Below are 26350 nucleotides of genomic sequence, written 5' to 3' on the forward strand. Positions count from 1 at the left end.
CTCGCATGTATGGACAGCCAACCCCTTATGAATCCGCAATTACAACTTTTGCATCCTTATCCGTTTGCCAAGATGGCAACGTTGCTACAAGGCATCACCCCAAACCCCAACTATGCCCCGATTAAACTGGGTATCGGTGAGCCGCAGCACACACCGCCACAGTTTGTGTTAGATGTCATCAAAGACAATCTGGCTAAAATCCAAAATTACCCCACCACCAACGGTTTGCCTGAGCTGCGCCAAGCGATTGCCGATTGGGTACAGCGCCGTTTTCAGATCAAACAATTAAATGCCGACACCCAAGTATTACCGGTGATGGGTACGCGTGAGGCGCTATTTAGTTTTGTACAAGCGGCATTTGACCGTGAGGATAGCAAACGACCTTACGTAGTGATGCCCAATCCGTTTTATCAGATTTATGAAGGCGCGACGCTGCTCGCTGGTGGACAGCCATATTTTGTCAATTGTACCGCCGACAATAACTTTGTCGGTGATTATGACAGCGTGCCAAGCGAGGTTTGGGAGAAGACCCAACTGGTCTTTGTGTGTAGTCCAAACAACCCAACTGGCTCAGTGATGGATATGGCGCAGTGGCAACGACTTATAGAATTGTCAGATAAATACGGCTTTATCCTAGCCAGTGACGAGTGCTACAGTGAGCTATATTTTGAGGTGCCACCAATTGGACTACTTGAAGTCTGCGCCAAACTCGGACGCGATGATTTTGCCAATTGCGTGGTGTTTCATTCGCTGTCAAAACGCTCCAATCTACCTGGCATGCGCTCAGGATTTGTGGCAGGTGATGCCAAGCTACTAGCGCCGTATGCCCAGTACCGCACTTATCAAGGCTGTGCGATGCCGATTCATCATCAGCTCGCTTCGATTACCGCGTGGCAAGATGAAGCCCATGTGGCAGAAAACCGCAAACTATATCGCCAAAAGTTTGATTTATGGATGGACAAGCTGTCAGACAAATTACCCCTACGCCGTCCTGATGCCGGTTTTTATTTTTGGTTGCCGGTACAAGATGATGAGCAGTTTGTCAAAGTGATTTATGAACAGCTAAATATCCATGCGCTCGCAGGGCGTTACCTATCTCGCGATACGCCCCCATACCAAAACAACAGCGGTAACGCTGGCAAAAACCATGTGCGCATGGCATTGGTCGCAGATATCGCACAAAGCAGCGAGGCGATTGACCGATTGCTGACTTTAGACTTATCAAATTTGGTGTGATTTTTCATAAAAAAGTGATGGATAGCTACCATCACTTTTTTTGACTTTTTGTAAGCCTTCCGCTTGTAAAGATTCAACGTGCAACGACGGCTAGTCTTCAAGATTTTTTAGCAGGGTACTGACCTGTGCCAAGCGCTTGCGTTTTTGGTGGATATCATGGCTGACAAAGATATCATCGGTTTCAGGTAGCATAAACCAATCTGGGTGGCGAAACGTGTTCTCAATATCTTGTAAGCCACTTTCCCAGTGTTCTTGCATGGTTGAGCCGCTAAACTCATAGTCTTTATAGCCGCGCTCGTAAGTCTTTTTGTGATAAATCAGATGAATCACGTTTTTGACACCGACTTCCGTCATTTCGCGGGCTTTGTTGACGCACAGTTCTTCAACTTTATCAATTTTGGCATCGTCATCGATGATTTTGAGTAACTCTTTGATAAGGCGCGTATAACGCAGCTTTTGCGCCATAAAGTCAGTAACCATGCGGGTTTTGCTAGAGTATTGAATGTCTTTGATGCGCTCGTCAATCTCCATCATATTCTCTGGCACCGTGCCCTTGGCATTCCACAAATCCACTTGGAAAATCAATTGCTTGAGGTGCTCTTCATGGCTTAAGATTTCATTGAGCGGCGTGTTGGACACCAATCCGCCATCCCAATAATACTCCCCATCAATCTCAACCGCTGGAAAACCTGGCGGCAGTGCGCCCGATGCGATGAAGTGATCGTAGCGCAGTTCTTCGTTTTCATTGCTAAAAATAGCAAAGTTACCGTTTCGCACATTGACCGCAGACACCGATACCTTCATCCGATTGACGTCATTGACCAGTTTTAAATCACAATAACGCTCAAGGGTCTCGCGCAGCTTGTCGGTGGTATAATAGCTTAAGTGATTGGGGGTGGTGTCATACGGCACAAAATAACGCGGTTTAAAAAAGCCACGCTGTCCTTCAATCATGGTTTGCCAAGCCTCAGCGGTAGATTCCATCACCCGCAGCTGCTGCTTTAAAAAGCCATTTTCAAATATCCAAGGCATAAAATGGCTTACCATGTCAATTTTGCTGAGTTTATCTAGCTCATTGGCCGTTTGACGGTAGACATTCATCCCCGCAGGGGTGTAGTTACGATGGGTGATGGTGTTCCAAAACCCTTGCAGCGCCGCCAAGCGGTTCTCTGGACGGTTACCTGCGATGATGGCGGTATTGAGCGCGCCGATTGAAATACCTGAAATACGGTCGATTTTGATGCCTTGTTTATGTAGCCCTTCATAAATCCCTGCTTGGTAGGCACCGAGCGCACCGCCACCTTGGAGCAGCAACGACACGCTATCGTATTGTTTGACCAATTCTTTGAGCGGTGGCGTGCCTTGTGGGGTGGGTTGATTGGGGTTTGGGTTTGGTGGCTCTATCGCCTTGAGTGGTGATAAATTATCAGGTGATGGCTTAGATGGTTGCGCAGGTGTGGGGATGGTTTTTCTAGTTGACATAATAATCTCATCATCCGTAAGTATAGTGGTTTTTATCTAGCATAGAATATATATCACTCAAGTATTGTAGCAAGATTTTATAGCGACAAAATGATATATACGTGACTTTTTTGATGATTTTGTCATTCATGAACCTTTGATTAAACAGCAACATTGTTGCTTAAATCTCTATGTCGTATCAAGGTGAATAAGCGCAATTTTCAAAAAACTGACTGTTGTATTAAAAAAAGCAGCGGCGCCGTCATTGGGGTATTTGGGGCATGGAAATTTGAAGCCTAGCTATCTGAAGCCTAGCTATTTAGAGCGTATGCACTACGCCCTTATCTTTTTAGCTAACAATTTGCCGTTTAAAATTTACCGTTTAAATGGACAGTTAATCGCCCAAATGTACGTCTTTGACAATCACTTGCTGATGGATGGGGAAATTACCCAACGTTGCCCCTGCTTTACGGTCAGCAAAATAATGTTGCAGCGTTTCAATGACATTTTGGAATGCCAAGTCTTCCCACGGGATGTCTTCTTCGGCAAACAACGCACATTCTAGGCTCTCGATGCCCACCCCAAATTTGCCATCTTTGAGCGAGCCGATAAACATCACATGAATCTGTCCGATATCGGGTATGTCGTATAGACAATATAACTCTAATGCACTGCCGATGGCTTCGGCTTCTTCAAAACACTCACGATTGCCGCCATCTTTCATGGTCTCGCCAAGCTCCATAAAGCCTGCGGGCAACGTCCAATAACCATGCCGCGGTTCAATCGCGCGGCGACAGAGCAAAACCTTACCTTCATGAATGAGTAAACAACCATTGATGACCTTGGGATTTTCGTAATGGATGTAGCCACAAGACGGACACACGATGCGCGGACGACTGTCCATCGGCGGGATTTTGGTTTCGGCTAGATGACCGCATTGTAGGCAGTAAGGCATGGTATTTTCCTATTATTTTTATGTTTTGTAAGGTGAAAGTCGTTTTAAGTATGGTAGCATTGATTGCAGGTTTTTACATGATAAAAATGATTTGAGCAGCTGATTATGAGCAAGTTTAGCTAAGTATTTAACTTGGTATCTAGCTTAGGTGTTTAGCTGGGTATTAAGTTTGGGATTATTAGCAGGTTGTAGCGCGCCGCATACCCAGCCTAGTATGCAAAAACCTGTCTCAGCTATGCCAGCATTACCCTTTGATAATGATATCGACAATAGACAATGAGTTTTAGATAAATTCGGTCACCTCAAAGCGCCCTATAAACATTGCGAAATTGCCCATTAAATTTTGATGAATTAAAAAATATGTCCACAACTAGATTTCAAAGTCCTTTGCTGACCCAACTGGCAGAGCGAATCGCAAAACTGCCATTCGACCCCACGCCGCAGCCGTATTCGGTACTCATCGCCATTACCAATGAAGCTGAGCCAAAAATTTTGTACTCATTGCGCGCTTCGGATATGCGAGAACATGCCGGCGAAGTATCATTTGCAGGGGGCAGACGCGAAGACACGGACGATAGCAACCAAGCTACCGCGTTACGAGAAACGCATGAGGAAACGGGTATTCATCCCAGTCAAGTGACTGTGTTGGGCGAATTGCCACTACAATTTGCCAAAAGTGGCAGACCTGTCAAGCCGATTGTGGGGGTGATACCACCCAGTGTTAACCTTGTGCCCGAGATGTGCGAAATTGCAAGGCTATTTTGGGCAGACTTAGCCACGCTTATTCGCCAGCCGACTATCGATTATGCGTATGATTTGGGGAGTCAAGTACTGGTATCACCAAGCTTTATCATTGATGGCGAGACCGTGTGGGGCTTGACGGGACGCATCACCGCAAGCCTACTGGAAATGGGATTTGACCGCCAGATTGATTGGTATTTTAATGTTCACGATAAATAGCCAATCAACTAGAAACCAATCACTGCAGCGCTGTCCACGCTAGCATTTCATCTAGCACGGCTTTGGCATTGCTATTATTTTTGACATTGTCGGCATTAATCATCCCAACCACGGCATACCATTTTCTTGATTTGCCTTGAACATAGCCTGCCATACTGGTGACATTATCGAGCGTGCCTGTTTTGATCCAAGCATGCCCAATGGCAGGGTTATTTGGCTGGCGCAGTTTGAGCGCTTTGATGGTACCCGACTCGCCTGCCACGCCCAACGAATCACGATAAACCGTAAAATTGGGTGAATGATAGGCGAGAGTTAGCAGCGCTAACATGCTATTGGGCGCCACGCGGCAATCACGGCATAAACCTGAGGCTCTAGTCATCACAGGCGGCTGTGCTTGGGGCAGCTTTTGTTGCCACCACTGGTGAATGTAGGCAAAGGTTTTTGGATAAGTGCTGATACGCTGCTTGTCGGCATACAGCGGTAGCGACAAGGCGATTTGTTCCGTCATCACATTGTTGGAGTGCTGATTGATGTCTTTGATTTGCTCGTGCAATGGATTGGAGGCGACATAGCCAACCAATTTTGGGGTCAAGGGTTTGCCAAAGTATTTTAGGTATAAGCGAATATACCAAGGTAGCGCTTGCGGTATCGCCTTGGCTTGCTGCATATAAGCCACCGCAGGATTGGCAAATTCAACATTCCCTGTAAAGTTTGGCAAGATTTTTTGCCAGTCAGCGATAATTTGTTGTTTGACCAGCACATCTCCATCAGGAAACGTTAGATAGCGCTTTTGCTCACCACAGAAGGCGGACGCGGTTTGGTGAAAGCTCAATCCTGTAGACGTCAATGTCCCAATCCAATCGTCTTGGTTGCTATTGCAAGGCTCTTGACTGGCTTTAAGTGTTGTAGGCATAGTAAAGTTTGCCAGCGCAGGCTTTAGGCTGACTTGATACGCGGCTACGTCTTTAGGATTAATCGAGGGTCTGCTTTGGATTTGCTCAAGATTTGCCGCAGGATTGTCGATATCTGTCGAAGCCGATGTTGTGGATCGCGTGACGCTACTGGTATTAGGCTTTACGACCGGTGTGGCATTGGGTTTTGCTATTGGCACTAAATCTACTTCCACCGTACCAAAATTGGTTAACAAAGCATTGGGCTGGGCATTATAAGGGCGTAACCCTTTACCATCAAACGCGTTAACATCAAAATCCACCCCTTGAAACTGCTGATTATCGATGATTAAATTGCCTTGTACTTGCTTAATACCCTGTGCTTTGATCATGGCAAGCAGCTGGTACAAGCGCTCGTTTTCCAGTTTTGGGTCGCCACTGCCCTGCACAATCACATCGCCATAAAGCGTGCCTTTCCACACAAAACCATGCTGATACAATTTGGTTTGCCAAACAAAATCTTTACCCAAACTATCGAGCGCCACATAAGTGGGAATCAGTTTTTGCGTAGATGCAGGGGTACGTGGCACATCAGCGTTATAACTAAACAAAGGCTTTTGGGGCGCAGTCGATGCTACATTTTGTGCATTGTCCGTTAGCGGTTGTACCACCATGCTCAGGCTATCGGTCGGAATATTGGCTTGGGCAAGTTTGGCCTGAATCGTTTCAGGTAGCTTGTTGACTGGATCGCGCTGCCCCATGACTGCATGGCTTTGCTCGGTCACTGGGTCAGTGGGTATTGGCGGCTGGACTTGTGTGGTATCTGACGTATGACCCACCAAGGACAGACAAGCCATCCATAGCAATAAACCCGTTTTTAAAGACAATAATTGAGTAGCGCAGGTTTGCAGACCCACGGATTGGCGCGAATTTTTCATAACAACAGCAACAATGTGACGAATCTATACTAGGTATCGAATCTTATTAGGCAAAAATAAATTAGGCAAAATAAGCTGCCACCTTATCGCTTTTTGCCATAAAAATCCACCTGATTTCATAGCAAATCGGCTAAAATTAAGGCATTTAGACAAACAGCCGTAGCCTTCTGTTGCAATTCTCTACATTTCATTTTTCAGTTATTTGCTAAACTGTCGCCTAATTGCCACATTGCAGTCACTGCTATTGCCGACTCAAACTTCAGTTGAGAATTCTGACCCCATTGATTTGGGTGAAAAAATTATTTAGATTAAAATCATTTAGGTTAACAAGTGATTTATATTAAAGTTATTTAGATTAAAGCTATTTAGATTAAAAAATTATTTAGGTTAAAAAAACTCTATGTTAAACAAATCTATCGCCACCTCTGCCATGACTATAGGCGCTATGAGTCTTGTGCTAGCGTTATCTGCATGCTCAAAAAAAGATGACAAAGCCGCAACCACTACCGCTTCTGCAACGACGACCACCACCACGTCAACTTCTACAACTACTACCCCTGTGGCAGCATCCCAAGCCATCTCTAGCGCGCCTGCTAGTGCTACCGTTACCACCACCGCTTCGTCAACCACAACAACTGTCACCACGCCAGCGACTGCAGAAAAAACCGCCAACGTTAGCAGCGCCCCTACAGTTGCCGCCAATAATGCCGCGGCTGCGACCCCTAATCTTGCCCTAAAAGCGGATTTGACTCAGTTATTTAAAACCTTAAACGAGCTTGACCGCAATACCCAAGCCAAACAAGCAGAAATGGCAAAAAAAATGCAAAACGCTAAAACGCCTGCTGACCAACAAGCTTTCTTTAAAGAAGTAGCGGCACAGTTAGATTTGCAAAAGGCCACGCTCAACAAATTAAAATTTAATGACCCCCGTGTTGCACAAACCCGCGATAAAATGGTCGAAAGTATTACCAATAGCCGTGCCGGTACGGCGGCTTTAATCAAAAAACCAACGGCAACCCCAGAGACCAATCCAGAAATTGCTAAGTCAATGAAAAAAGCGCAAAAATCCGCTGAAGAAGCCCGTACCATGTTGATGCAATTAACCCAAGAAGCAGGCATCAAGCCAAAAGGCGCAGACGCCGCGGCTAGCAAAAAATAAAGTTATCTTTAAATAAAAAACTCTCATGATGAGAGTTTTTTTATGTCGGTTAGCTTTTATGACCTCATAAGCTTGCTATGACTTCATTAGATGGGTAAATAACATGGCAGTCATGATGGCATCATTCAAGGCATTATGGGCAGGTAATCGCGGGATTTGGTATTCTTCTAGCAGTTGATTGAGGTGTGGTAACTGCCCAACTTGGTTGGGGTCATGTCGATGCTGATTTTGTTGATACAAGCGACTGACATCGACAAGTTTATTAGCCAGTTCCACGCCCAAAAACGGTTTGGCAATGGCATTTAAAAACGCCATGTCCATGTCCACACAAAACCCAATTATGGGACGGTTTTTAAGCGTTGGCAATAATTGGGTGAGCATCTCGTCATACGATAAGCCATTGTCGACATCTATCGGTCTTAATCCGTGAATCACAATGGTGTCGTGGGTGGGCATCACAGGCGGACGGCATACCAAGGACAGCGCGCTATCGGTATCAATCACAAACCCGTTACTTTCTTTGCGTACCTGTACTGCACCGACACTTAAAATATAATCTTGTTTGGCATTAAGCCCGGTCATTTCTAGGTCTAGGCTCACCCATTCATTGGGGACTTTAGATAGCTGGGTATCAAACAGATAAGCGTACTCAGGCTTGCTGAGTCGCTGTTTTTGTCGCTCAAGTTTTTGACCGCCGAACAGATTTTTGATGCGATTAAACATGGCTTTTCTCTAAGCAATTAACACTATCTATTTAGTTAAAAAATATCTAGACGATAATGATGGGTAATAAAGGTTTTAAAATCTTTGACCATCGCCAAACATTCTTTTAACAAGTCTTTTTCCAGTGCTGATAAGCGATTGGGATTTACCGCTCGCGCTGTTCTATCCTGGGTGGTCAATGCCACATCCAGTCGTTTTGCCATAAAAAAATCCAGTGCTTCTGCCAGATTTTGCGCCATGGTGTCACCTAGTACGTGTTGCTGTGCTAGCTGCTGCAGTCGGCTTCTGGTATTGGTCTCAGTGATATGATATTCCAATGACAAGGCTCGCACGCCATGGACAATCGGGAATATCCCTGCTTTTTTTAAGTCAATATCGGTATCGCTACCGCCAACAAACTTTTGCCACCAACCACTGCTATCGCCAAATTGTAGAATCGGTTTGGCAAAACGGTTGATAAAGTTGCTAGTCGCCACATTTTGCGCGCTGACTTGCCAATGTTTTTGCAGCTGCTCAAAGAGCTTAATATCGCCGCAAACAAAATGCGCATCGACTAAGGTCGCAATCCACATCATATCTTCACTACTGCCACTCACGTACCATGCGGTGATTTGTTTTTCAAAGGCGGTTGAAGTTTTTCGCCAACGCTCGTTGCTAAGCATAATCTTGCCATCACAATAGGGATAACCCATATTTGCCAATGCCTCATTGAACTGCGCGGCATAGCTGGGCAGATTGTCATCTTTAAAACCATTGCGGATAATTAGCGCATTGTCTTGGTCAGTACGCAAGATTTGTTCACCACGCCCTTCTGAGCCCATCACAAACAGACAGGTATTGTAGAAGGTGATAGCAGGCACAATCAGCTGCCATACCTTGGCAAACACTTGTGAATTCAAGCTTTGCACCATTCGGCTGATAACATGGATTTTGATGCCGCTGGCGTGCTGCTCACGGATAAATTTACCAATCAATTCCACCGCCACCGCAACATCCTCTAGGCTCTGCGCTTGCTCAATACGAGCAACAATAAGATTGGAATGGTTGGTTAAAAAGCTCAGTAATTCGGTTTGTCCCAAAATCCCAATGATTTGACCTTGACTGTCAATAATGGGTAAACGGTGGGTACGAGTTTGTAACATGGTCAGCAAGGCTTCACTCACATCTTGCGATTGATGCACGGTATGGATTTTAAAATTAGTAAAGTCCAGCACAGGCGTAGTGGCAAAATCAACTTTTTGTCCAATCGCTCGGCACACATCGGTTTGGGTAAAAATACCGATGCGCTCGACATACGCTGCGATGGTAGATTTTTCGACGCCTTGTGCGATGAGTTTGTCACGCTCTGCTTCGCTCATTCGCGCTTGAGACTTAACCAAAATATGCTTGATGTCAAATTGGTTCATCGCCATCGTGGCATCGTATAGGGTTGCTGTATCATCAACAAAATGCGGCGGTTTGATATGCTGCCCCAAATTGGCAATCGGTTGATATAGCAGTTTTTGACTTTCACTTTGGGCAAGGCGGGCTTGGTGATGGTTGAGACGGGCAGCGACATCAGCAAACAAGGCGTTTTTTAAGGTGGGATTTTGCTCGGTGATTGCACTTAGCACTTGGCCATCGATACGGTACATCAGACTTTGCTGCTGGGTGATAAAGTTGAACACGCTGTTTTGCCTGACCTTGGTATCAAACCAATCGCCTGCATTTAAGGTAGCAATCAACGTATCGCCTTGTAATTGATGAACAAAGCCTTTAAGGATAATAAAAAAATCCCCTTGCCATCCAGTGGGTATAGGCTGTAAGTTGTCCAAATAGACGATTTTACTGTGCTGCTGCAGATGGGTTCGCTGCTGAGCGCTTAGTGTATCAAACGGGGGCTGGTGTAGATGTTGTATGTCCAAAGTCTGTATCGTTGAGCCACTCATCTCACCATCCTTGTATTGCGGCTAAAAATAAATCTCATGTCCTATGAGCCTTGTTAGATTATAATCAAAGTTGTCTGAGGCAACAATCATGTTTCAACAAATATCGATGGGTCGTGGTGGTATGTAATTTACACCCGTCAAACATATATGTATGGGTAGTGAGTAAACAGATGAATTATTTAGGTTTTCTTTGTTTAGGTCTAGGGATTTTGACATTGGTCGCGGGTATGCTATGTTTTTTATTATCTAAAGTTAGTAAGGAGCCGCCTGTTAGGTATAAAACCCAACGCATTGCGATGGTGCTGTTGCCACTGGCGATTGTACTACTTAGTATCGGACTTAAATTTAGTATGAGTGTGGTGAATCCTGAGGTATAAATAACTAGCTTTGCTAACTAAGCCTGATAAATAGACCTAACAACTGGTCTTAACTAAAAAATGGAAAATGCAAACATATAACAAAGGTCAGCCTAATATAAGCTGACCCCTAACCTAAATTAACCTAAATTCAAAACAATTAAGCGGGCTTGACAGCGACTAACACACGGATACTATCAGGAATTAAGGATAAATGACCCAGTGCATGTAAGCCCTGTTCTTGCAAACGTTTTAATTGATTGATTTCTGCGTCCCGTACATTCGGATTGATGGATTGCAAATATTGCAGGCGCTCAACTTCACGCTCATAGCGCTGATTAAATACCTCTTTGGCTTGCTCACTTATCGCAGGTAATTGCTGGTTTGCCAGCTCAACTGCCTGCTCATAGCGCACTTCGATGATGTCTTTACGCGCTTTGATGACTTGGCGCGCTCGGGTTTTATCCAAGCGATGAATATGCGACACAATCATATCAGGCGCAATTTTATCGCTAAAATCAGTCCCTTGCTGGCTTAAAAACACCCGAATGAGCGGCTTTGGCAAAAATGCGGGTAAATTAAGGAGCTTTGGTGCAATCGCTTCAACACGAAAATTGACTTCGACCAAGACCAGTCCTTCAGGCATGGCATTACTTTGTAAGGTTGCAACCGTGGTATTACCAAACGTGCCTGCGTTGACCGTTTCAAAGATACTTTGCATCAAAGGATGCTCATAAGTCATAAATTCCATGTCTTCGCGTAGTAACGCTTGGTCACGCTCAAAGGTCAAGGTCATACCATCTTCAGGGACAGCCAGTCCTTGCACCTGTACTTCATCACTCGGATGCAGCATCAATGAGCCATCACGCTGTCCACTATATTCCATATTGATGGACGACATAAAGCGTTCAAACAAACGTGGCAACATGTGGGTATCATCAAAATCACGCATGGTGTAAGCGATTTTACTGGCGACACGCGGGCGACAAGAATTGTATTCAAGCAGTCTGTCACGCCCTGCTTGCATGGCTGCTTCTAGTGCGAGGCGCTGGGCTTTGCCTTCTTCAATCAACTGATCTAAAGTAATTTCTTGACCATCATGCTCAACTTTTTGCCCTTCAAGCAGCGGTTTTAAATCCACAATAAACTGCTCTTGAACGGTTTGCGCCGTGGGTGAGATTTGGTTAAAAATATTTAGCGCTTCGTTATACCAGCGGTACATACGTTCAGTTGCCGTGCCTTCGACAAAAGGCACATGAATGGTAATCTCGTTTTGCTGACCGATACGGTCAAGGCGACCAATACGCTGCTCTAATGTATCAGGATTGGCGGGCAAATCAAACAACACCAAATCACTGGCAAACTGAAAATTACGCCCTTCAGAGCCAATTTCAGAAGCCAACAATACTTGCGCGCCTTCTATATCGGCAAAATATGCAGCGGCTTGGTCACGCTCAAGTAAAGTCATTTGCTCAGTGAAAATCGCGGTTTTAATGCCCGCATGCAATCGTAATACTGCCTCTAAACTCTCAACCGTTGCCCCACTGCGCGCAATCAGCAGCACCTTTTGATGTTTTAAGGTGTTTTTAAGCAAATCAACCAGCCAAGGCACCCGCGGGTCTTGTTCTAGCCAACTACCATCGGGCTGTAACTCTTCTGGCCATAATTGTTCGCGCAATTTACCTTGAGTGTGATAACTGTCTTGCCAACTTATCGGGAGCGGCAGCGGATACGCCATTGAGCGCCGACCTTTGAAGCCAGAAATAAGCTCAGACACGCTCTCACGGGTGTTGCGAAATAGCACACGACCAGTACCATGACGATCTAACAATTCATTGATGGCGCGCGCACGACCTTGCTCGTCATCACTGATGTCATGACCTAACAACTGGGCTAATGCTGATTTTTGCTTATCTGACAGCGATTGGTCACTCAATAACACCTCAGCAATTGCGGCGGTTTGTGCAAAATTTTCTTCTGCATCGATAAAGTCGTCTAAATCATTAAAACGATTGGGATCTAACAATCGTAACCGCGCAAAATGGCTTTCTAAACCTAACTGCTCAGGGGTTGCTGTGAGTAACAACACACCTGCGGTTTGTTCGGCCAAATCTTCAACCAAATCGTATTTGTCATTACCCCCCTGCTCACTGTCCCAATGCAGATGGTGCGCTTCATCCACAACCAGCAAATCAAACCCTGCTTCCAAGGCTTTTTCATGCAAATCTTCATGGTCAAGTAGCAAATCAATGCTGGCAATAATCAACTGCTCAGTCGTAAAAGGATTTTGCTCAGGGTCATGCTCTGCAATCGCTGCGGTTCTGACCAAATCAAAAATCGCAAACTCAAGATTAAAACGGCGACGCATTTCAATCATCCATTGGTACTGCAAACTATCAGGTACCAAAATCAAAACACGTTCAGATTTGCCGGTGATGAGTTGCTGATGAATAATCAGACCCGCTTCAATCGTCTTGCCAAGCCCTACCTCATCGGCAAGCAGGACACGCGGCGCGATACGTTTACCTACTTCATGAGCGATATACAGCTGATGCTCAATAACATCGACACGTGCACCCATCAAGCCTCTTAGTGGATGAGACGCCAAATAGGCTTGGGTACGCAGTAGCTCTTGGCGCAGTTCGTACCAATCATTTTGGTGGATACGACTGGCGAGCAAGCGCTCAAGTGGTTTTGCCAAATTAATGTTAGCCGCAAGGCGGGTTTCCATAATTGCACGGTCATGACCTTCAACCGAGTATTTATAAACGCCATTGGTTTCTTCAAAATCGCTGACTACATACGATGCGCCATCTTGGTCATGTATGGTATCCCCTGCTTTGAAGGTCACACGCGACAAAGGCGCCGATGTCTTGGCATACACACGCGTTTCTTCACTTTGCGGGAACAAAATATGCACACAGCGTTCATCAACGAGCACGACGACGCCCAGCCCCAATTCATTCTCTGTATCCGACAGATAACGTTGTCCAATCGCAAAATCAGTCATACCGCTTAACCATGCTTCCAAATTAGAAATTTAAATGATGAAAAGTAAAACTGTTTATGATAGCAAAAATTACATTTTCAAGTGAATGATTTTGTTGATAGCGGCTGTTTACTTACTCATCATTCGCTAGCAACGGACTGACGACTGGTATACCTTCGTTCATGAGCGCTTGTGTGAGCATTTTAATATTATACACCGCGTGACCTTTTACCGTATTTTCAAAGTAAATATACAAAGTATCAAAATTGGCTTGTTGATTAGCAATCGTCTTTGCCCAAGCTTGCATTTCTGTATCATTGTATCGATAATCATGCCGCTCGGCCGCCGAATGGGCATCCCACCAGTCTAAGTTTTGCCCATGCATGCGTAAATAGCCGATGCGGCTAGTAAATAACAGCCGACTGGGCGGTAAACCATGGATATTTGGATAGTCCACACTACACCAAATCAAATTTTGCTGCTGAAAACTGGCGTAAACTTGCGGGATATGCCAGCTTTGGTGGCGAAACTCTATCGCCAATGGTAACCCATCAAACCAACTGGTTAAGGTTGCCAAATACTGACGATGTGCCACCGTTCTATCAAAACCATGCGGAAATTGAATCAATAACGCAGCCAAGCAATCTGCCGCTAAAATAGGTTCAATCGCCTGCAAAAAAGCTTGCGCGGTCTCTGCGGTGGCGGTTAATCGGTGGGTAAAATCTTGGTGAATCTTAATCGAAAATTTTAGCTGCCCGTTGGATTTTTTGAGCATACCTTCATACGCCTTTCGACCTAAAGGCGCATAGAAGCTACTATTGATTTCAACAGTGGCATAATGACGACTATACTCGGTTAAAAATTCGGTTTTTTTGGTGTCAGCAGGATAGAGAATTCCCAAAAAATCCGTATCACTGTATCCACCGGTTCCGATATAGATGCTCATAGAAAATTGGTCTACTCAATTGCAAAATTAGCCCGTCATTGATTAATAGAAATTAATAAAAGTCGTATATAGCGCCATCATCCATAACAAAAACAGCATCGTCAAGGCTAATAGCTGCGCGGCAGAACCTACATCTTTACCAATCTTTGCCAACGGATGACGTTCTGTCGATGTATGGTCAATTGACGCTTCAATACCGGTATTAAACAACTCGACGATCAGAGAAAAAAACGATGAAAATACCAGTATCATTTTAATCGGCATTATAAAAGGTAAAAAAATCAGCGCAATTAATAAAATGCTATTGAGCCATGCAACCTGTCGAAAAGCCGCTTCATTTTGATACGCCGCAACCAAACCATCTTTTGAGTAACCTGCGGCATTGATGATACGTTTGAGCCCTGTTTTTCCCTTGGTCTGCGCGGCATATCCTTCTAAATGGCTAGCAAATTTATCAGAGCGCTGATTTGAACTAGGTGATGTCATGATGCTAATGGGTTTTAAAAAATTTCCTCATTCTACCATAGATTAATCCTAGAATTTTCACAATATATACTGCCGCGAGCATTGATAGCCATTGATAGCCATTGATAAACAAGCTTTAAATTATGAGAATTTAAGTGCAAATAAAATCTATAAATATTGATTGCCATTTTAATGATAATGGCATAAATTCTAAGCTTTCTGCTAGTTTTTTTGCAGCAATCACTCCACCTTGCAATTTTCAGTTAGTGTTGTCACCTTATTTGATGAAAAATCTATGATGAAATTACGCGCCACTTGCCAACTCGATTATCACTTTTCTCAGCCAACCCCTGCGGTGTTTCTACTAAGACCGCAATCAGGGTTAGCACAGCAGATCACTCAAGAAGAATGGCAAGTAACGCCACCCTTACCAGTTACAAGCTATAACGACAATTTTGGTAACTTATGTGACAGGGTTTTATTTCCGATGGGGGATTACCAAGTTAGCCTAACAGTTGAACTATATACTAGCGAATGGATAGATGTCGCACCCGGTATGCCAAAAACACCGATTGAGCAGCTGCCTTCAGATACAATGGTATATTTGTTACCCAGTCGCTATTGTCTGCCAGAATTTCTACTTCAAGAAGTCCAAATGATAACCCAAGATTTTGCCGAAGGTTATGACAAAGCGGCGGCAATTTGCGCCTATATTCACCAAAACTTTACTTACCAATATGGGAGTAGTACAGCAGAGACCACAGCACTAGACACTTGGCAACATAAAAAAGGCGTCTGTCGTGATTTTGCCCATTTGGGTATTAGCCTGTCACGGGCATTAGATATGCCCGCTCGCATGGTGGTTGGCTACTTATATCAACTTGACCCAATGGACTTACATGCATGGTATGAGGTTTTTATTGGCGATCGATGGTACACATTTGACGCCACGCAATCTGCGCCAAAAGGCGGTCGTGTGATTTTAGGTTATGGAAGGGATGCTGCGGATGTTGCTTTTGCGACTTTCTTCGCGCCATTTGAGTTAAAAGATATGAAAGTTAATGTAGAAAAAATCGATTAATTTTGGCATAGATGTTTGAAATGGAAGCCTTTATTAGAAGGCTTTCATCCCAATTTTTTAATTACCAATATTCATAACTTAGATTGTTGCAAACCCACAAAGCAAAACCCCCCTTACTGTTGTAAGGGGGTGGTTTTGGAATAGGGAGCTGACGATGACCTACTCTCACATGGGCGAACCACACTACCATTGGCGCATTGGAGTTTCACTTCTGAGTTCGGGAAGGGATCAGGTGGGACCTCCAAGCTATTATCGTCAGCAAAGGGGGATAGAGGAATGAGTTATTTTAGAAGTAAAGTATCAGCTATATCAAGCGAGGTGATAATCGTTATTACCTACAAAGCCATTTAGGCGTTGTATAGTCAAGCCAAACGAGCAATTAGTATTGGTTAGCTACACATATCACTATGCTTCCACACCCAACCTATCAACGTCGTAGTCTACAACGGCTCTTTAGGGAAATCTAATCTTAAGGTGGGCTTCCCGCTTAGATGCTTTCAGCGGTTATCCCATCCGAACATAGCTACTCGGCAATGCGACTGGCGTCACAACCGAAACACCAGAGGTTCGTCCACTCTGGTCCTCTCGTACTAGGAGCAGATCCTCTCAAATTTCCAACGCCCACGGTAGATAGGGACCGAACTGTCTCACGACGTTCTAAACCCAGCTCGCGTACCTCTTTAAATGGCGAACAGCCATACCCTTGGGACCTGCTTCAGCCCCAGGATGAGATGAGCCGACATCGAGGTGCCAAACACCGCCGTCGATATGAACTCTTGGGCGGTATCAGCCTGTTATCCCCAGAGTACCTTTTATCCGTTGAGCGATGGCCCTTCCATACAGAACCACCGGATCACTAAGACCTACTTTCGTATCTGCTCGACTTGTGGGTCTCGCAGTTAAGCGCGCTTTTGCCTTTATACTCTTCGAACGATTTCCGACCGTTCTGAGCGCACCTTCGTACTCCTCCGTTACTCTTTAGGAGGAGACCGCCCCAGTCAAACTACCCACCATACATTGTCCTCAGCTCTGTTAAGCTTGAGTTAGAACCCCAACATTACCAGGGTGGTATTTCAAGGATGGCTCCACAGACACTGGCGTGCCTGCTTCAAAGCCTCCCACCTATCCTACACAGGTAAGGTCAAAGTTCAATGTAAAGCTGTAGTAAAGGTTCACGGGGTCTTTCCGTCTAGCCGCGGGTACACAGCATCTTCACTGCGATTTCGATTTCACTGAGTCTCTGCTGGAGACAGCGCCGCCATCATTATGCCATTCGTGCAGGTCGGAACTTACCCGACAAGGAATTTCGCTACCTTAGGACCGTTATAGTTACGGCCGCCGTTTACTGGGGCTTCGATCAAGAGCTTCGCTTACGCTAACCCCATCAATTAACCTTCCAGCACCGGGCAGGCATCACACCCTATACGTCCACTTTCGTGTTTGCAGAGTGCTGTGTTTTTAATAAACAGTTGCAGCGGCCTGGTATCTGCGACTGCCAATAGCTTTGTAGTGCGTGACTACTCACCATCGGCAGCGTACCTTCTCCCGAAGTTACGGTACCATTTTGCCTAGTTCCTTCAGCAGAGTTCTCTCAAGCGCCTTGGTATTCTCTACCTGACCACCTGTGTCGGTTTCGGGTACGATTTCTTTATGACTATCGCTTAGAAGCTTTTCCTGGAAGCAGGGTATTTGCCACTTCGCTGTACAAGTACAGCTTGCTATCAGATCTCATTAATAGTCTAGCGGATTTGCCTACTAAACCTAACTACATCCTTCCACTTGGACAACCATCGCCAAGCTGGCATAACCTTCTCCGTCCCTCCATCGCATCATAAACAAGTATCGGAATATTAACCGATTTCCCATCGACTACGCCTTTCGGCCTCGCCTTAGGGGTCGACTCACCCAGCCCCGATTAACGTTGGACTGGAACCCTTGGTCTTCCGGCGAACGGGCTTTTCACCCGTTTTGTCGTTACTCACGTCAGCATTCGCTCTTGTGATACCTCCAGCATGCTTTACAACACACCTTCACAGGCTTACACAATGCTCCCCTACCACTTAATTGAAACAATTAAATCCGCAGCTTCGGCTCCTAGTTTGAGCCCCGTTACATCTTCCGCGCAGGCCGACTCGACTAGTGAGCTATTACGCTTTCTTTAAAGGATGGCTGCTTCTAAGCCAACCTCCTAGCTGTCTGTGCCTTCCCACATCGTTTCCCACTTAACTAGGAATTTGGGGCCTTAGCTGGCGGTCTGGGTTGTTTCCCTCTTGACGACGGACGTTAGCACCCGCCGTCTGTCTCCCGGATATCACTCATCGGTATTCGGAGTTTGCATCGGTTTGGTAAGTCGGGATGACCCCCTAGCCGAAACAGTGCTCTACCCCCAATGGTGTTCGTCCGAGGCGCTACCTAAATAGCTTTCGGGGAGAACCAGCTATCACCGAGTTTGATTAGCCTTTCACCCCTATCCACAAGTCATCCCCTGGCTTTTCAACGACAGTGGGTTCGGTCCTCCGGTAACTGTTACGTCACTTTCAACCTGCTCATGGATAGATCACTCGGTTTCGGGTCTATACCCTGCAACTAGACGCCCTATTAAGACTCGGTTTCCCTACGGCTCCCCTATTCGGTTAACCTTGCTACAGAATATAAGTCGCTGACCCATTATACAAAAGGTACGCCGTCACGGAACATGTCCGCTCCGACTGCTTGTATGCACACGGTTTCAGGTTCTATTTCACTCCCCTCACAGGGGTTCTTTTCGCCTTTCCCTCACGGTACTGGTTCACTATCGGTCAGTCAGGAGTATTTAGCCTTGGAGGATGGTCCCCCCATCTTCAGACAGAATTTCTCGTGTTCCGCCCTACTTAATATGCTTCTTATAACCTTTCGAGTACGGGATTATCACCCTCTACGATTGACCTTTCCAAGTCATTCCTCTAAATTATAATCAGTCGGCTCCTCCCCGTTCGCTCGCCGCTACTAGGGGAATCTCTATTGATGTCTTTTCCTCGGGTTACTGAGATGTTTCACTTCTCCCGGTTTGCCTCGTAAATAAATTTACGATACCTGTCTTATGACAAGTGGGTTTCCCCATTCAGATATCGCCGGATCACAGGATATTGCCGCCTCCCCGACGCTTTTCGCAGGCTGTCACGTCTTTCATCGCCTCTGACTGCCAAGGCATCCACCATGTGCACTTCATTACTTGACTATACAACCCTAAAGGGTCGTATAGGTAATGGTAACGATCTTCACCTATGTTTACGCTTGATTCAGTTCTCTTTACTTTTAAGTAATCAGTTATTCCAATCATTTCTTTGGGTCTGATTGGCTGATTACTAAGGTTAATTATCTTCGTTGGAACTTGATAATTAACCCAGACTCATTTCTCTATGTTGTTATTGAATTATCAGACCCTCGTCAGGTCGTGATTTCTGATAAAACAGATTGAAGTAATCTCTTAATACTTACTAAATTACTCTGTCTGCTTTATTACGTTAAGCTAATTATGGTGGAGCCAAGGAGAGTCGAACTCCTGACCTCCTGCGTGCAAGGCAGGCGCTCTACCAACTGAGCTATGGCCCCGATTAGTGGTGGGTCTAATAAGACTTGAACTTATGACCCCTGCCTTATCAAGGCAGTGCTCTAACCAACTGAGCTATAGACCCTGAACGAGGATTAGCAAAGCATCGCTTTGCCCGAGTGCAAGAGAATTTACGAAGTAAATTCTAAAGCCGTAACCCTCGAATTAGCTTTTTATACACAAGAACAACTTGCTGTGAATTCTCACTTAGTGCTTTAGTTAAGGAGGTGATCCAGCCGCAGGTTCCCCTACGGCTACCTTGTTACGACTTCACCCCAGTCATCGACCACACCGTGGTAAGCGCCCTCTTGCGTTAGGCTACCTACTTCTGGTGCAATAGACTCCCATGGTGTGACGGGCGGTGTGTACAAGGCCCGGGAACGTATTCACCGCAGCATTCTGATCTGCGATTACTAGCGATTCCGACTTCATGGAGTCGAGTTGCAGACTCCAATCCGGACTACGATAGGCTTTTTGAGATTAGCATCACATCGCTGTGTAGCAACCCTCTGTACCTACCATTGTAGCACGTGTGTAGCCCTGGTCGTAAGGGCCATGATGACTTGACGTCGTCCCCGCCTTCCTCCAGTTTGTCACTGGCAGTATCCTTAAAGTTCCCGGCTTAACCCGCTGGCAAATAAGGAAAAGGGTTGCGCTCGTTGCGGGACTTAACCCAACATCTCACGACACGAGCTGACGACAGCCATGCAGCACCTGTATGTGAATTCCCGAAGGCACTCCCGCATCTCTGCAGGATTCTCACTATGTCAAGACCAGGTAAGGTTCTTCGCGTTGCATCGAATTAAACCACATGCTCCACCGCTTGTGCGGGCCCCCGTCAATTCATTTGAGTTTTAACCTTGCGGCCGTACTCCCCAGGCGGTCTACTTATCGCGTTAACTGCGCCACTAAAGTCTCAAGGACCCCAACGGCTAGTAGACATCGTTTACGGCGTGGACTACCAGGGTATCTAATCCTGTTTGCTACCCACGCTTTCGAATCTCAGTGTCAATATTATGCCAGGAAGCTGCCTTCGCCATCGGTATTCCTCCAGATCTCTACGCATTTCACCGCTACACCTGGAATTCTACTTCCCTCTCACATATTCTAGCACCACCAGTATCACATGCAGTTCCCAGGTTAAGCCCGGGGATTTCACATGTGACTTAATGAGCCACCTACACTCGCTTTACGCCCAGTAATTCCGATTAACGCTCGCACCCTCTGTATTACCGCGGCTGCTGGCACAGAGTTAGCCGGTGCTTATTCTGCAGGTAACGTCTAATCTAATGGGTATTAACCATTAGCCTCTCCTCCCTGCTTAAAGTGCTTTACAACCAAAAGGCCTTCTTCACACACGCGGCATGGCTGGATCAGGGTTGCCCCCATTGTCCAATATTCCCCACTGCTGCCTCCCGTAGGAGTCCGGACCGTGTCTCAGTTCCGGTGTGACTGATCATCCTCTCAGACCAGTTACAGATCGTCGCCTTGGTGGGCCTTTACCCCACCAACTAGCTAATCTGATTTAGGCTCATCTAATAGCAAGAGCTTGCGCCCCCTTTCACCCGTAGGTCGTATGCGGTATTAATTCGAGTTTCCCCGAGCTATCCCCCACTACTAGGCAGATTCCTAAATGTTACTCACCCGTCCGCCACTAATCATATCTAGCAAGCTAGATAATCATCGTTCGACTTGCATGTGTTAAGCCTGCCGCCAGCGTTCAATCTGAGCCATGATCAAACTCTTCAGTTTAATCTTTCTATATCCTAATCACCACTTCCGCAGTCACTAAGATATTAATTTGTTGACTCAATTATTTATACTGTCTTTGCTCAAATAAACTTACGAGTATCTTCACTCTGACAATACAATTAATTAAAGTCTTAATTTTATCGCCCTAAGTGAAAATCCACACAAGTTGTTCTTGTGTTCGTTGTTATTTAGTGTACCAAAGATATCGTCTATCATCTGGTGAGCTTGATATTGTAATACGTTTTGTTTTACTCTGTCAAGCTTTATTTTAATTCTTTCTAAGCTTCGTAAGTTGTTTTACTTATTTGTAAACTCTTCGTCGCTCAGTGGTGGCGTATTATACGTGAATTGGAATGGGTGTCAACAGGAAAATATGAATAATTTTAAATTAATTGCTAACTTTCTTTTATACTCATGATTTTATTCATATTTTAACTGTTTAAAAAACTCAAATCTTCTTCTGGACGCTTGGTAAACACTTCACAGCCGTTTTCAGTGACCATCAGTGTGTGTTCCCATTGGGCGGACAATTTACGGTCTTTAGTAATTACCGTCCATTTATCAGGCAAGGTTTTGGTTTGCCATACACCTTGGTTAATCATTGGTTCAATGGTAAATGTCATGCCTGTGGTCAGTTGTAGACCGGTATTTTTTTTACCATAGTGCAGAATTTGTGGTTCATCATGGTATACGTCACTAATCCCATGTCCGCAATATTCTCTTACTACGCTAAAACGCTCTGGCTCTGCTACCGCTTGAATCGCTGCGCCAATATCGCCTACATAGGCGCCATTGCGAACGGCTTTCATTCCTGCATATAGTGCGTCTTGGGCAATTTTGCAGATACGCTGTGCCATGATTGAGCCTTCACCAATAATCCACATTTTTGAAGTATCACCATGATAGCCATCTTTTATCACTGTGACATCAATATTGACGATATCGCCCTCTTTTAGGATACGGCTGTCATCGGGAATACCGTGACAAACTACATGGTTGATTGAAGTACAGAGCGTATGCTGGTAGCCATGATAGCCGACATTGGCGGGAATGGCTTTTTGGACATCGACAATATAGTCGTGGGCAAGCTTGTCTAATGCCCCTGTCGTTACACCTTCTTTGACATATTCATCTAACATCACTAAGACGTCGGCGGCTAATTTGCCAGCGACGCGCATTTTTTCAACGGCGTCGGGGTTATTTAATAGTGTTTTCATACAATAATTATCTGATTTTACAAAAATTTAAGAAGACATATTATAGCCCTTTTCGCCTTTTTCACAAAACTACTATTTGTTTAAACAGTTGTTACTTGAATTTTGGACGGGTTGTAACTATTGTGATGTTCTACAATGACAACAAGGGTTAGGAACGTCTATGGCTAATTCAATTAATATCGATACACAAAAGTATGTAAGACCGTCTGAAGCTGAAATCAAGGCAAATTTGAATGATGAGCAATATTATGTGACACAGCAAAACGGCACTGAACGCCCTTTTAGTCATGAATATGATCACCAATTTGAACGTGGTATCTATGTGGATATTGTCAGCGGTGAGCCGCTTTTTAGCTCATCAGATAAGTATGACTCAGGTTGTGGTTGGCCCGCCTTTAGCAAACCGATTGATAAAGCAGTAATCAATGAATTGTTTGATGACAGTCACGGTATGCGACGTACTGAAGTGCGTAGCCGTGTTGCTGATTCGCATTTAGGCCATGTGTTTAATGATGGTCTTCCTGAGCTTGGCGGCATGCGCTATTGCATCAATGGCGCGTCGCTACGTTTCATCCCTGTGAACGAGATGGAACAAGAAGGGTATGGTGACTTAATCGGATTGGTTGAATAATTACCATCTGCATTTGCTAAAACATATAGCTTAACCATATAAAAATGTGTTAAAATAGCAGTTTGTCATTTTATCTTGAAATGGCAGATTGCTTTTTTTATTTACTAACATGACACACACATTGCTATTTTCAAGCTAACAAACTTGATAAGAGTTAAGCTGGGTGTTTGCAAATTTGATTAATTAAAATCCTGTAGATTTTGATGCGTGTTTGCAAATCGGCTTAATCGGTAATGTGGAGGCATAACCCAACTTTACTTAAGGAAATCTCATGGCGTCAGCTAATCCTACCCAAGTTTCAATGCGTGATCTTTTAGAAGCCGGTGCACACTTTGGTCACCAAACTCGTTTTTGGAATCCAAAAATGGGTAAATTTATTTTTGGTGCACGTAACAAAATCCACATCATCAACCTTGAGCATACAGTTAAAGCGATGAACGAAGCACTAAACTTCGTTAACCGTGAAGCAGCGCGTGGCAACAAAGTACTATTTGTTGGTACTAAACGTGCGGCAAGCAACGTTATTAGCGAACAAGCCGCTCGCGCTGGTATGCCTTATGTTGACCATCGCTGGTTAGGTGGTATGTTAACCAACTGGAAAACCATCCGTCAGTCAATTACTCGTTTGAAAGAATACGAAAAACAAGCTGAAGATGGTACGTTTGCAAAGCTTACCAAACGTGAAGCGCTAGAGCGTACTCGCGAAATGGAAAAACTTGAGCGTGCGTTAGGCGGTATCAAAAACATGAACGGTTTACCTGATGCAATTTTTGTGGTTGACGTTGACCATGAAGCGATTGCAATCAAAGAAGCAAAAAACTTAGGTATCCCTGTCATTGGTATCGTTGATACAAACTCAAACCCAGATGACGTAGATTATGTCATTCCTGCCAATGACGATGCGATTCGTGCGGTAACGCTATATGTATCAGCGGTTGCAGATGCAATTATCGCTGGTAAAGAATACGCTAAAACTCAAGGCGGCAAAGCAGCAAATCAAGAAGAAGCAGTAACTGAAGCACCAGCAGAAGCTGCGGCAGATTAAGGGTTACCGTAGTATCATAGCAGCGCATTCATTAGGTTGTTATGATACTGTCATCAAAATTTTATAAACTAACTTTGATGGGTAAATACAAAATTAGTTTCTAGAAATTCGAATTTATAGCGTAATATTAAAGGGCAAAAATCATCAATTTTTGTCCTTTAACCTCCAACTGTTTAGACAATAAACAACCCAATTCTCATCTATAATGATAATCAATTGAGGTATCTCATGGCAGAAATTAGTGCAAAACTGGTAAAAGAATTACGTGACCGTACAGGTCTTGGTATGATGGAATGTAAAAAAGCCCTGCAAGAAGCAGACGGCGACATCGAAACCGCAATCGATAACCTGCGTAAATCAGGTCAAGCAAAAGCTGCTAAAAAAGCAGGTAACATTGCTGCTGATGGCGCTATCATTATCGCCCAAGAAGGTAACAAAGCCTTACTACTTGAAGTAAACTGTCAAACTGACTTCGTGGCAAAAGATGCTAACTTCACCGCATTTGCTAACAAAGTAGCTGAACTTGCGCTTGCCAATAATACCACTGATGTAGCGGCTATCTCTGCATTGCCATATGGCGATGGTCAAACGGTTGAAGAAGCCCGTGTTGAGCTCGTACAAAAAATCGGTGAAAACATCCAAGTACGTCGTGCAGAAGTGATTGAAGGTGACAACCTAGCCTCTTACCGTCACGGTATTCGTATTGGTGTAGTGGTTTCTGTTGAAGGCGGCAATGCAGACACCGCAAAACACGTAGCGATGCAAGTTGCGGCATTTAACCCAATCGCCGTTGATGAAGCCAATGTACCTGCTGATACGCTAGCGCGCGAAAAAGACATCATCGAAGCGAAAGCGAAAGAATCTGGCAAACCAGACGCCGTGATTGAAAAAATGATCACCGGTGGTCTACAAAAGTACCTGAACGAAGTGACTCTGTTGAACCAACCTTACGTTATCGACAACGAGAAAAAAGTTGGCGATATATTAAAATCTGAAGGTATGACGGTTAAAGCATTCAAACGCTTAGAAGTGGGTGAAGGCATCGAGAAAAAACAAGAAAACTTCGCTGAAGAAGTAGCAGCGGCTCAAGCAGCAGCAGCTAAATAATAAGCGAAAATCGCTAAGCGGTTAACTTGTTAAAAATACCCCATAAATTTGGGGTATTTTTTTGGCTTGAGAATAGTCAATTGTGTTAGGATAAAATGATTAATAACATTTACAAGGATGTAAAAATGACCGCTATAAACTCAGATACTGATTATGTCTTACGTAGCGATAATAATGGATTGACCACGCTTACACTCAATCGTCCACAAGAATACAATGTGCTATCAGAAGAAATGCTGACTGCCTTGTCCCAACATCTGACCCAAATAGCCAACGATGACAACGTGCGAGTGGTGGTAGTGGCTGCCAATGGCAAGGCATTTTGCTCAGGACACAATCTCAAACAAATGCGTGCCAATCCTGAGCACGAGTATCAGCAGCAACTATTCACCCGTTGCAGTAGCGTCATGCAGCAAATTTTGCAACTGCCGCAACCTGTAATAGCTAAAGTACAAGGACTTGCGACTGCAGCTGGTTGTCAGTTAGTTGCCACCTGTGATATAGCTGTTGCTGCCGATACTGCGACGTTTGCGACGTCAGGAATTCGGGTGGGTTTATTTTGCTCAACACCCGCAGTAGCAATTAGTCGTAACCTACCTACCAAACAAGCCTTTGAAATGCTGATGACAGGTGAGTTTATCAGTGCGGAAAAAGCGGTGCAGTTTGGACTAATTAATCATGCTGTCGCAAGTGATAAACTTGATGACTGTGTCAAGCAGCTAGCCCAACATATCTTAGATAAATCACCTTTAGCAGTAAAAGTCGGTAAGAAAATGTTCTATCAACAATTAAATATGCCTATCGAACAAGCGTATGAATTTGCTAGCTGTACCATGGCGGATAATATGATGGCGTCAGATGCCCAAGAAGGCATAGATGCGTTTATTGCCAAACGTCCTCCAGTTTGGCAGGGCAAGTAAAT

At 44.8% G+C, this 26350-nt stretch carries 18 protein-coding genes, 2 tRNA genes and 3 rRNA genes; 9 read left to right on the forward strand and 14 right to left on the reverse strand.

All coding sequences use genetic code 11. The features are described from left to right. The first annotated feature begins 27 nt into the window (after window positions 1–27). A complete protein-coding gene (gene dapC, locus H9W84_RS09710; RefSeq protein ID WP_239743315.1) occupies window positions 28–1236 on the forward strand; it encodes a succinyldiaminopimelate transaminase in 1209 nt (402 codons plus the stop codon). A 90-nt stretch (window positions 1237–1326) separates the two neighbouring features. On the opposite strand, the gene H9W84_RS09715 is transcribed toward dapC, so the two are convergent. After that, window positions 1327–2718 (reverse strand): patatin-like phospholipase family protein, encoded by a 1392-nt coding sequence (locus tag H9W84_RS09715; protein ID WP_239743317.1) that lies wholly within the window; start codon window positions 2716–2718, stop codon window positions 1327–1329. Window positions 2719–3091: 373 nt separating this feature from the next. Continuing rightward, window positions 3092–3652, reverse strand: a complete 561-nt coding sequence (locus H9W84_RS09720) for an NUDIX hydrolase (RefSeq protein WP_007115639.1) — start codon at window positions 3650–3652, stop codon at window positions 3092–3094. A gap of 360 nt (window positions 3653–4012) precedes the next feature. Here H9W84_RS09720 and H9W84_RS09725 point away from each other — a divergent pair, with 360 nt between their 5' ends. After that, window positions 4013–4612: an NUDIX hydrolase gene (locus tag H9W84_RS09725; protein WP_239743319.1), complete on the forward strand. Its 600-nt coding sequence runs from the start codon at window positions 4013–4015 to the stop codon at window positions 4610–4612. 19 nt (window positions 4613–4631) lie between these two features. Here the strand turns inward: H9W84_RS09725 and H9W84_RS09730 are convergent, their stop codons facing one another. Then, window positions 4632–6440 carry a D-alanyl-D-alanine carboxypeptidase/D-alanyl-D-alanine-endopeptidase gene (locus tag H9W84_RS09730; RefSeq protein ID WP_239743320.1) on the reverse strand — a complete coding sequence of 603 codons (1809 nt, stop codon included), beginning with the start codon at window positions 6438–6440 and terminating at the stop codon, window positions 4632–4634. 400 nt (window positions 6441–6840) lie between these two features. Here H9W84_RS09730 and H9W84_RS09735 point away from each other — a divergent pair, with 400 nt between their 5' ends. Beyond that, the gene (locus H9W84_RS09735; protein WP_239743321.1) at window positions 6841–7599 is read left to right on the forward strand and encodes a hypothetical protein; all 759 of its coding nucleotides are present in this window, start codon (window positions 6841–6843) and stop codon (window positions 7597–7599) included. Window positions 7600–7674: 75 nt separating this feature from the next. Here H9W84_RS09735 and H9W84_RS09740 read toward each other — a convergent pair whose 3' ends face one another. Together H9W84_RS09740 and H9W84_RS09745 are read right to left on the reverse strand one after the other, a co-directional pair. Beyond that, window positions 7675–8322: a 3'-5' exonuclease gene (locus H9W84_RS09740; protein ID WP_239743322.1), complete on the reverse strand. Its 648-nt coding sequence runs from the start codon at window positions 8320–8322 to the stop codon at window positions 7675–7677. Window positions 8323–8357: 35 nt separating this feature from the next. After that, window positions 8358–10250: a DUF294 nucleotidyltransferase-like domain-containing protein gene (locus H9W84_RS09745; protein WP_239743324.1), complete on the reverse strand. Its 1893-nt coding sequence runs from the start codon at window positions 10248–10250 to the stop codon at window positions 8358–8360. 170 nt (window positions 10251–10420) lie between these two features. Here H9W84_RS09745 and H9W84_RS09750 point away from each other — a divergent pair, with 170 nt between their 5' ends. Continuing rightward, window positions 10421–10627, forward strand: coding sequence for a hypothetical protein (locus tag H9W84_RS09750; RefSeq protein WP_076776500.1), 207 nt, complete (start codon window positions 10421–10423; stop codon window positions 10625–10627). A 139-nt stretch (window positions 10628–10766) separates the two neighbouring features. Here the strand turns inward: H9W84_RS09750 and rapA are convergent, their stop codons facing one another. The 3 genes from rapA to H9W84_RS09765 all read right to left on the reverse strand — a co-directional run bounded on the left by rapA (window position 10767) and on the right by H9W84_RS09765 (window position 15027). Further along, the gene (gene rapA, locus H9W84_RS09755; RefSeq protein WP_239743326.1) at window positions 10767–13616 is read right to left on the reverse strand and encodes an RNA polymerase-associated protein RapA; all 2850 of its coding nucleotides are present in this window, start codon (window positions 13614–13616) and stop codon (window positions 10767–10769) included. A gap of 112 nt (window positions 13617–13728) precedes the next feature. Further along, window positions 13729–14541 carry a DUF72 domain-containing protein gene (locus H9W84_RS09760; protein WP_239743329.1) on the reverse strand — a complete coding sequence of 271 codons (813 nt, stop codon included), beginning with the start codon at window positions 14539–14541 and terminating at the stop codon, window positions 13729–13731. Between the two features lie 42 nt (window positions 14542–14583). Next, window positions 14584–15027, reverse strand: a complete 444-nt coding sequence (locus tag H9W84_RS09765) for a diacylglycerol kinase (RefSeq protein ID WP_060994496.1) — start codon at window positions 15025–15027, stop codon at window positions 14584–14586. A 274-nt stretch (window positions 15028–15301) separates the two neighbouring features. Here H9W84_RS09765 and H9W84_RS09770 point away from each other — a divergent pair, with 274 nt between their 5' ends. Next, window positions 15302–16087 (forward strand): transglutaminase-like domain-containing protein, encoded by a 786-nt coding sequence (locus H9W84_RS09770; RefSeq protein ID WP_216635158.1) that lies wholly within the window; start codon window positions 15302–15304, stop codon window positions 16085–16087. Between the two features lie 146 nt (window positions 16088–16233). Here H9W84_RS09770 and rrf read toward each other — a convergent pair. The 6 genes from rrf to map form a co-directional block, all read right to left on the reverse strand. Further along, window positions 16234–16347: ribosomal RNA gene (gene rrf, locus H9W84_RS09775) — 5S ribosomal RNA — on the reverse strand. 98 nt (window positions 16348–16445) lie between these two features. Beyond that, window positions 16446–19304, reverse strand: a 23S ribosomal RNA gene (locus tag H9W84_RS09780). A gap of 298 nt (window positions 19305–19602) precedes the next feature. Next, window positions 19603–19678 (reverse strand) — tRNA-Ala (locus H9W84_RS09785). Between the two features lie 6 nt (window positions 19679–19684). Then, window positions 19685–19761, reverse strand: a tRNA-Ile gene (locus H9W84_RS09790). 135 nt (window positions 19762–19896) lie between these two features. Then, window positions 19897–21428 (reverse strand): 16S ribosomal RNA (locus H9W84_RS09795). Together the 16S, 23S and 5S rRNA genes with 2 tRNA genes alongside form the textbook arrangement of a ribosomal RNA operon. 431 nt (window positions 21429–21859) lie before the next feature. Then, the gene (gene map / locus H9W84_RS09800) at window positions 21860–22645 is read right to left on the reverse strand and encodes a type I methionyl aminopeptidase (protein ID WP_239743331.1); all 786 of its coding nucleotides are present in this window, start codon (window positions 22643–22645) and stop codon (window positions 21860–21862) included. A 160-nt stretch (window positions 22646–22805) separates the two neighbouring features. Here map and msrB point away from each other — a divergent pair, with 160 nt between their 5' ends. From msrB to H9W84_RS09820, 4 genes are all read left to right on the forward strand, one after another. After that, window positions 22806–23276 carry a peptide-methionine (R)-S-oxide reductase MsrB gene (msrB, locus tag H9W84_RS09805; protein WP_239743332.1) on the forward strand — a complete coding sequence of 157 codons (471 nt, stop codon included), beginning with the start codon at window positions 22806–22808 and terminating at the stop codon, window positions 23274–23276. Window positions 23277–23547: 271 nt separating this feature from the next. After that, entirely contained in the window at window positions 23548–24321 is a 774-nt protein-coding gene (rpsB, locus tag H9W84_RS09810; RefSeq protein WP_239743334.1) for a 30S ribosomal protein S2, read from the forward strand. Window positions 24322–24549: 228 nt separating this feature from the next. Further along, on the forward strand, window positions 24550–25428 hold the full coding sequence (tsf, locus tag H9W84_RS09815) for a translation elongation factor Ts (protein WP_007115804.1): 879 nt from the start codon (window positions 24550–24552) through the stop codon (window positions 25426–25428). 125 nt (window positions 25429–25553) lie between these two features. Continuing rightward, window positions 25554–26348, forward strand: a complete 795-nt coding sequence (locus H9W84_RS09820; RefSeq protein ID WP_239743336.1) for an enoyl-CoA hydratase — start codon at window positions 25554–25556, stop codon at window positions 26346–26348. Window positions 26349–26350 lie beyond the last annotated feature (2 nt).

It is taken from the genome of Moraxella tetraodonis (assembly GCF_022359095.1).
GTDB lineage: Bacteria > Pseudomonadota > Gammaproteobacteria > Pseudomonadales > Moraxellaceae > Faucicola > Faucicola tetraodonis.

Coding starts and splice junctions, on each gene's coding strand:
- dapC (WP_239743315.1), top strand. CDS start 28: ATGAATCCGCAATTACAACTTTTGCATCCTTATCCGTTTGCCAAGATG.
- H9W84_RS09715 (WP_239743317.1), bottom strand. CDS start 2,718: ATGTCAACTAGAAAAACCATCCCCACACCTGCGCAACCATCTAAGCCA.
- H9W84_RS09720 (WP_007115639.1), bottom strand. CDS start 3,652: ATGCCTTACTGCCTACAATGCGGTCATCTAGCCGAAACCAAAATCCCG.
- H9W84_RS09725 (WP_239743319.1), top strand. CDS start 4,013: ATGTCCACAACTAGATTTCAAAGTCCTTTGCTGACCCAACTGGCAGAG.
- H9W84_RS09730 (WP_239743320.1), bottom strand. CDS start 6,440: ATGAAAAATTCGCGCCAATCCGTGGGTCTGCAAACCTGCGCTACTCAA.
- H9W84_RS09735 (WP_239743321.1), top strand. CDS start 6,841: ATGTTAAACAAATCTATCGCCACCTCTGCCATGACTATAGGCGCTATG.
- H9W84_RS09740 (WP_239743322.1), bottom strand. CDS start 8,322: ATGTTTAATCGCATCAAAAATCTGTTCGGCGGTCAAAAACTTGAGCGA.
- H9W84_RS09745 (WP_239743324.1), bottom strand. CDS start 10,250: ATGAGTGGCTCAACGATACAGACTTTGGACATACAACATCTACACCAG.
- H9W84_RS09750 (WP_076776500.1), top strand. CDS start 10,421: ATGAATTATTTAGGTTTTCTTTGTTTAGGTCTAGGGATTTTGACATTG.
- rapA (WP_239743326.1), bottom strand. CDS start 13,616: ATGACTGATTTTGCGATTGGACAACGTTATCTGTCGGATACAGAGAAT.
- H9W84_RS09760 (WP_239743329.1), bottom strand. CDS start 14,541: ATGAGCATCTATATCGGAACCGGTGGATACAGTGATACGGATTTTTTG.
- H9W84_RS09765 (WP_060994496.1), bottom strand. CDS start 15,027: ATGACATCACCTAGTTCAAATCAGCGCTCTGATAAATTTGCTAGCCAT.
- H9W84_RS09770 (WP_216635158.1), top strand. CDS start 15,302: ATGATGAAATTACGCGCCACTTGCCAACTCGATTATCACTTTTCTCAG.
- map (WP_239743331.1), bottom strand. CDS start 22,645: ATGAAAACACTATTAAATAACCCCGACGCCGTTGAAAAAATGCGCGTC.
- msrB (WP_239743332.1), top strand. CDS start 22,806: ATGGCTAATTCAATTAATATCGATACACAAAAGTATGTAAGACCGTCT.
- rpsB (WP_239743334.1), top strand. CDS start 23,548: ATGGCGTCAGCTAATCCTACCCAAGTTTCAATGCGTGATCTTTTAGAA.
- tsf (WP_007115804.1), top strand. CDS start 24,550: ATGGCAGAAATTAGTGCAAAACTGGTAAAAGAATTACGTGACCGTACA.
- H9W84_RS09820 (WP_239743336.1), top strand. CDS start 25,554: ATGACCGCTATAAACTCAGATACTGATTATGTCTTACGTAGCGATAAT.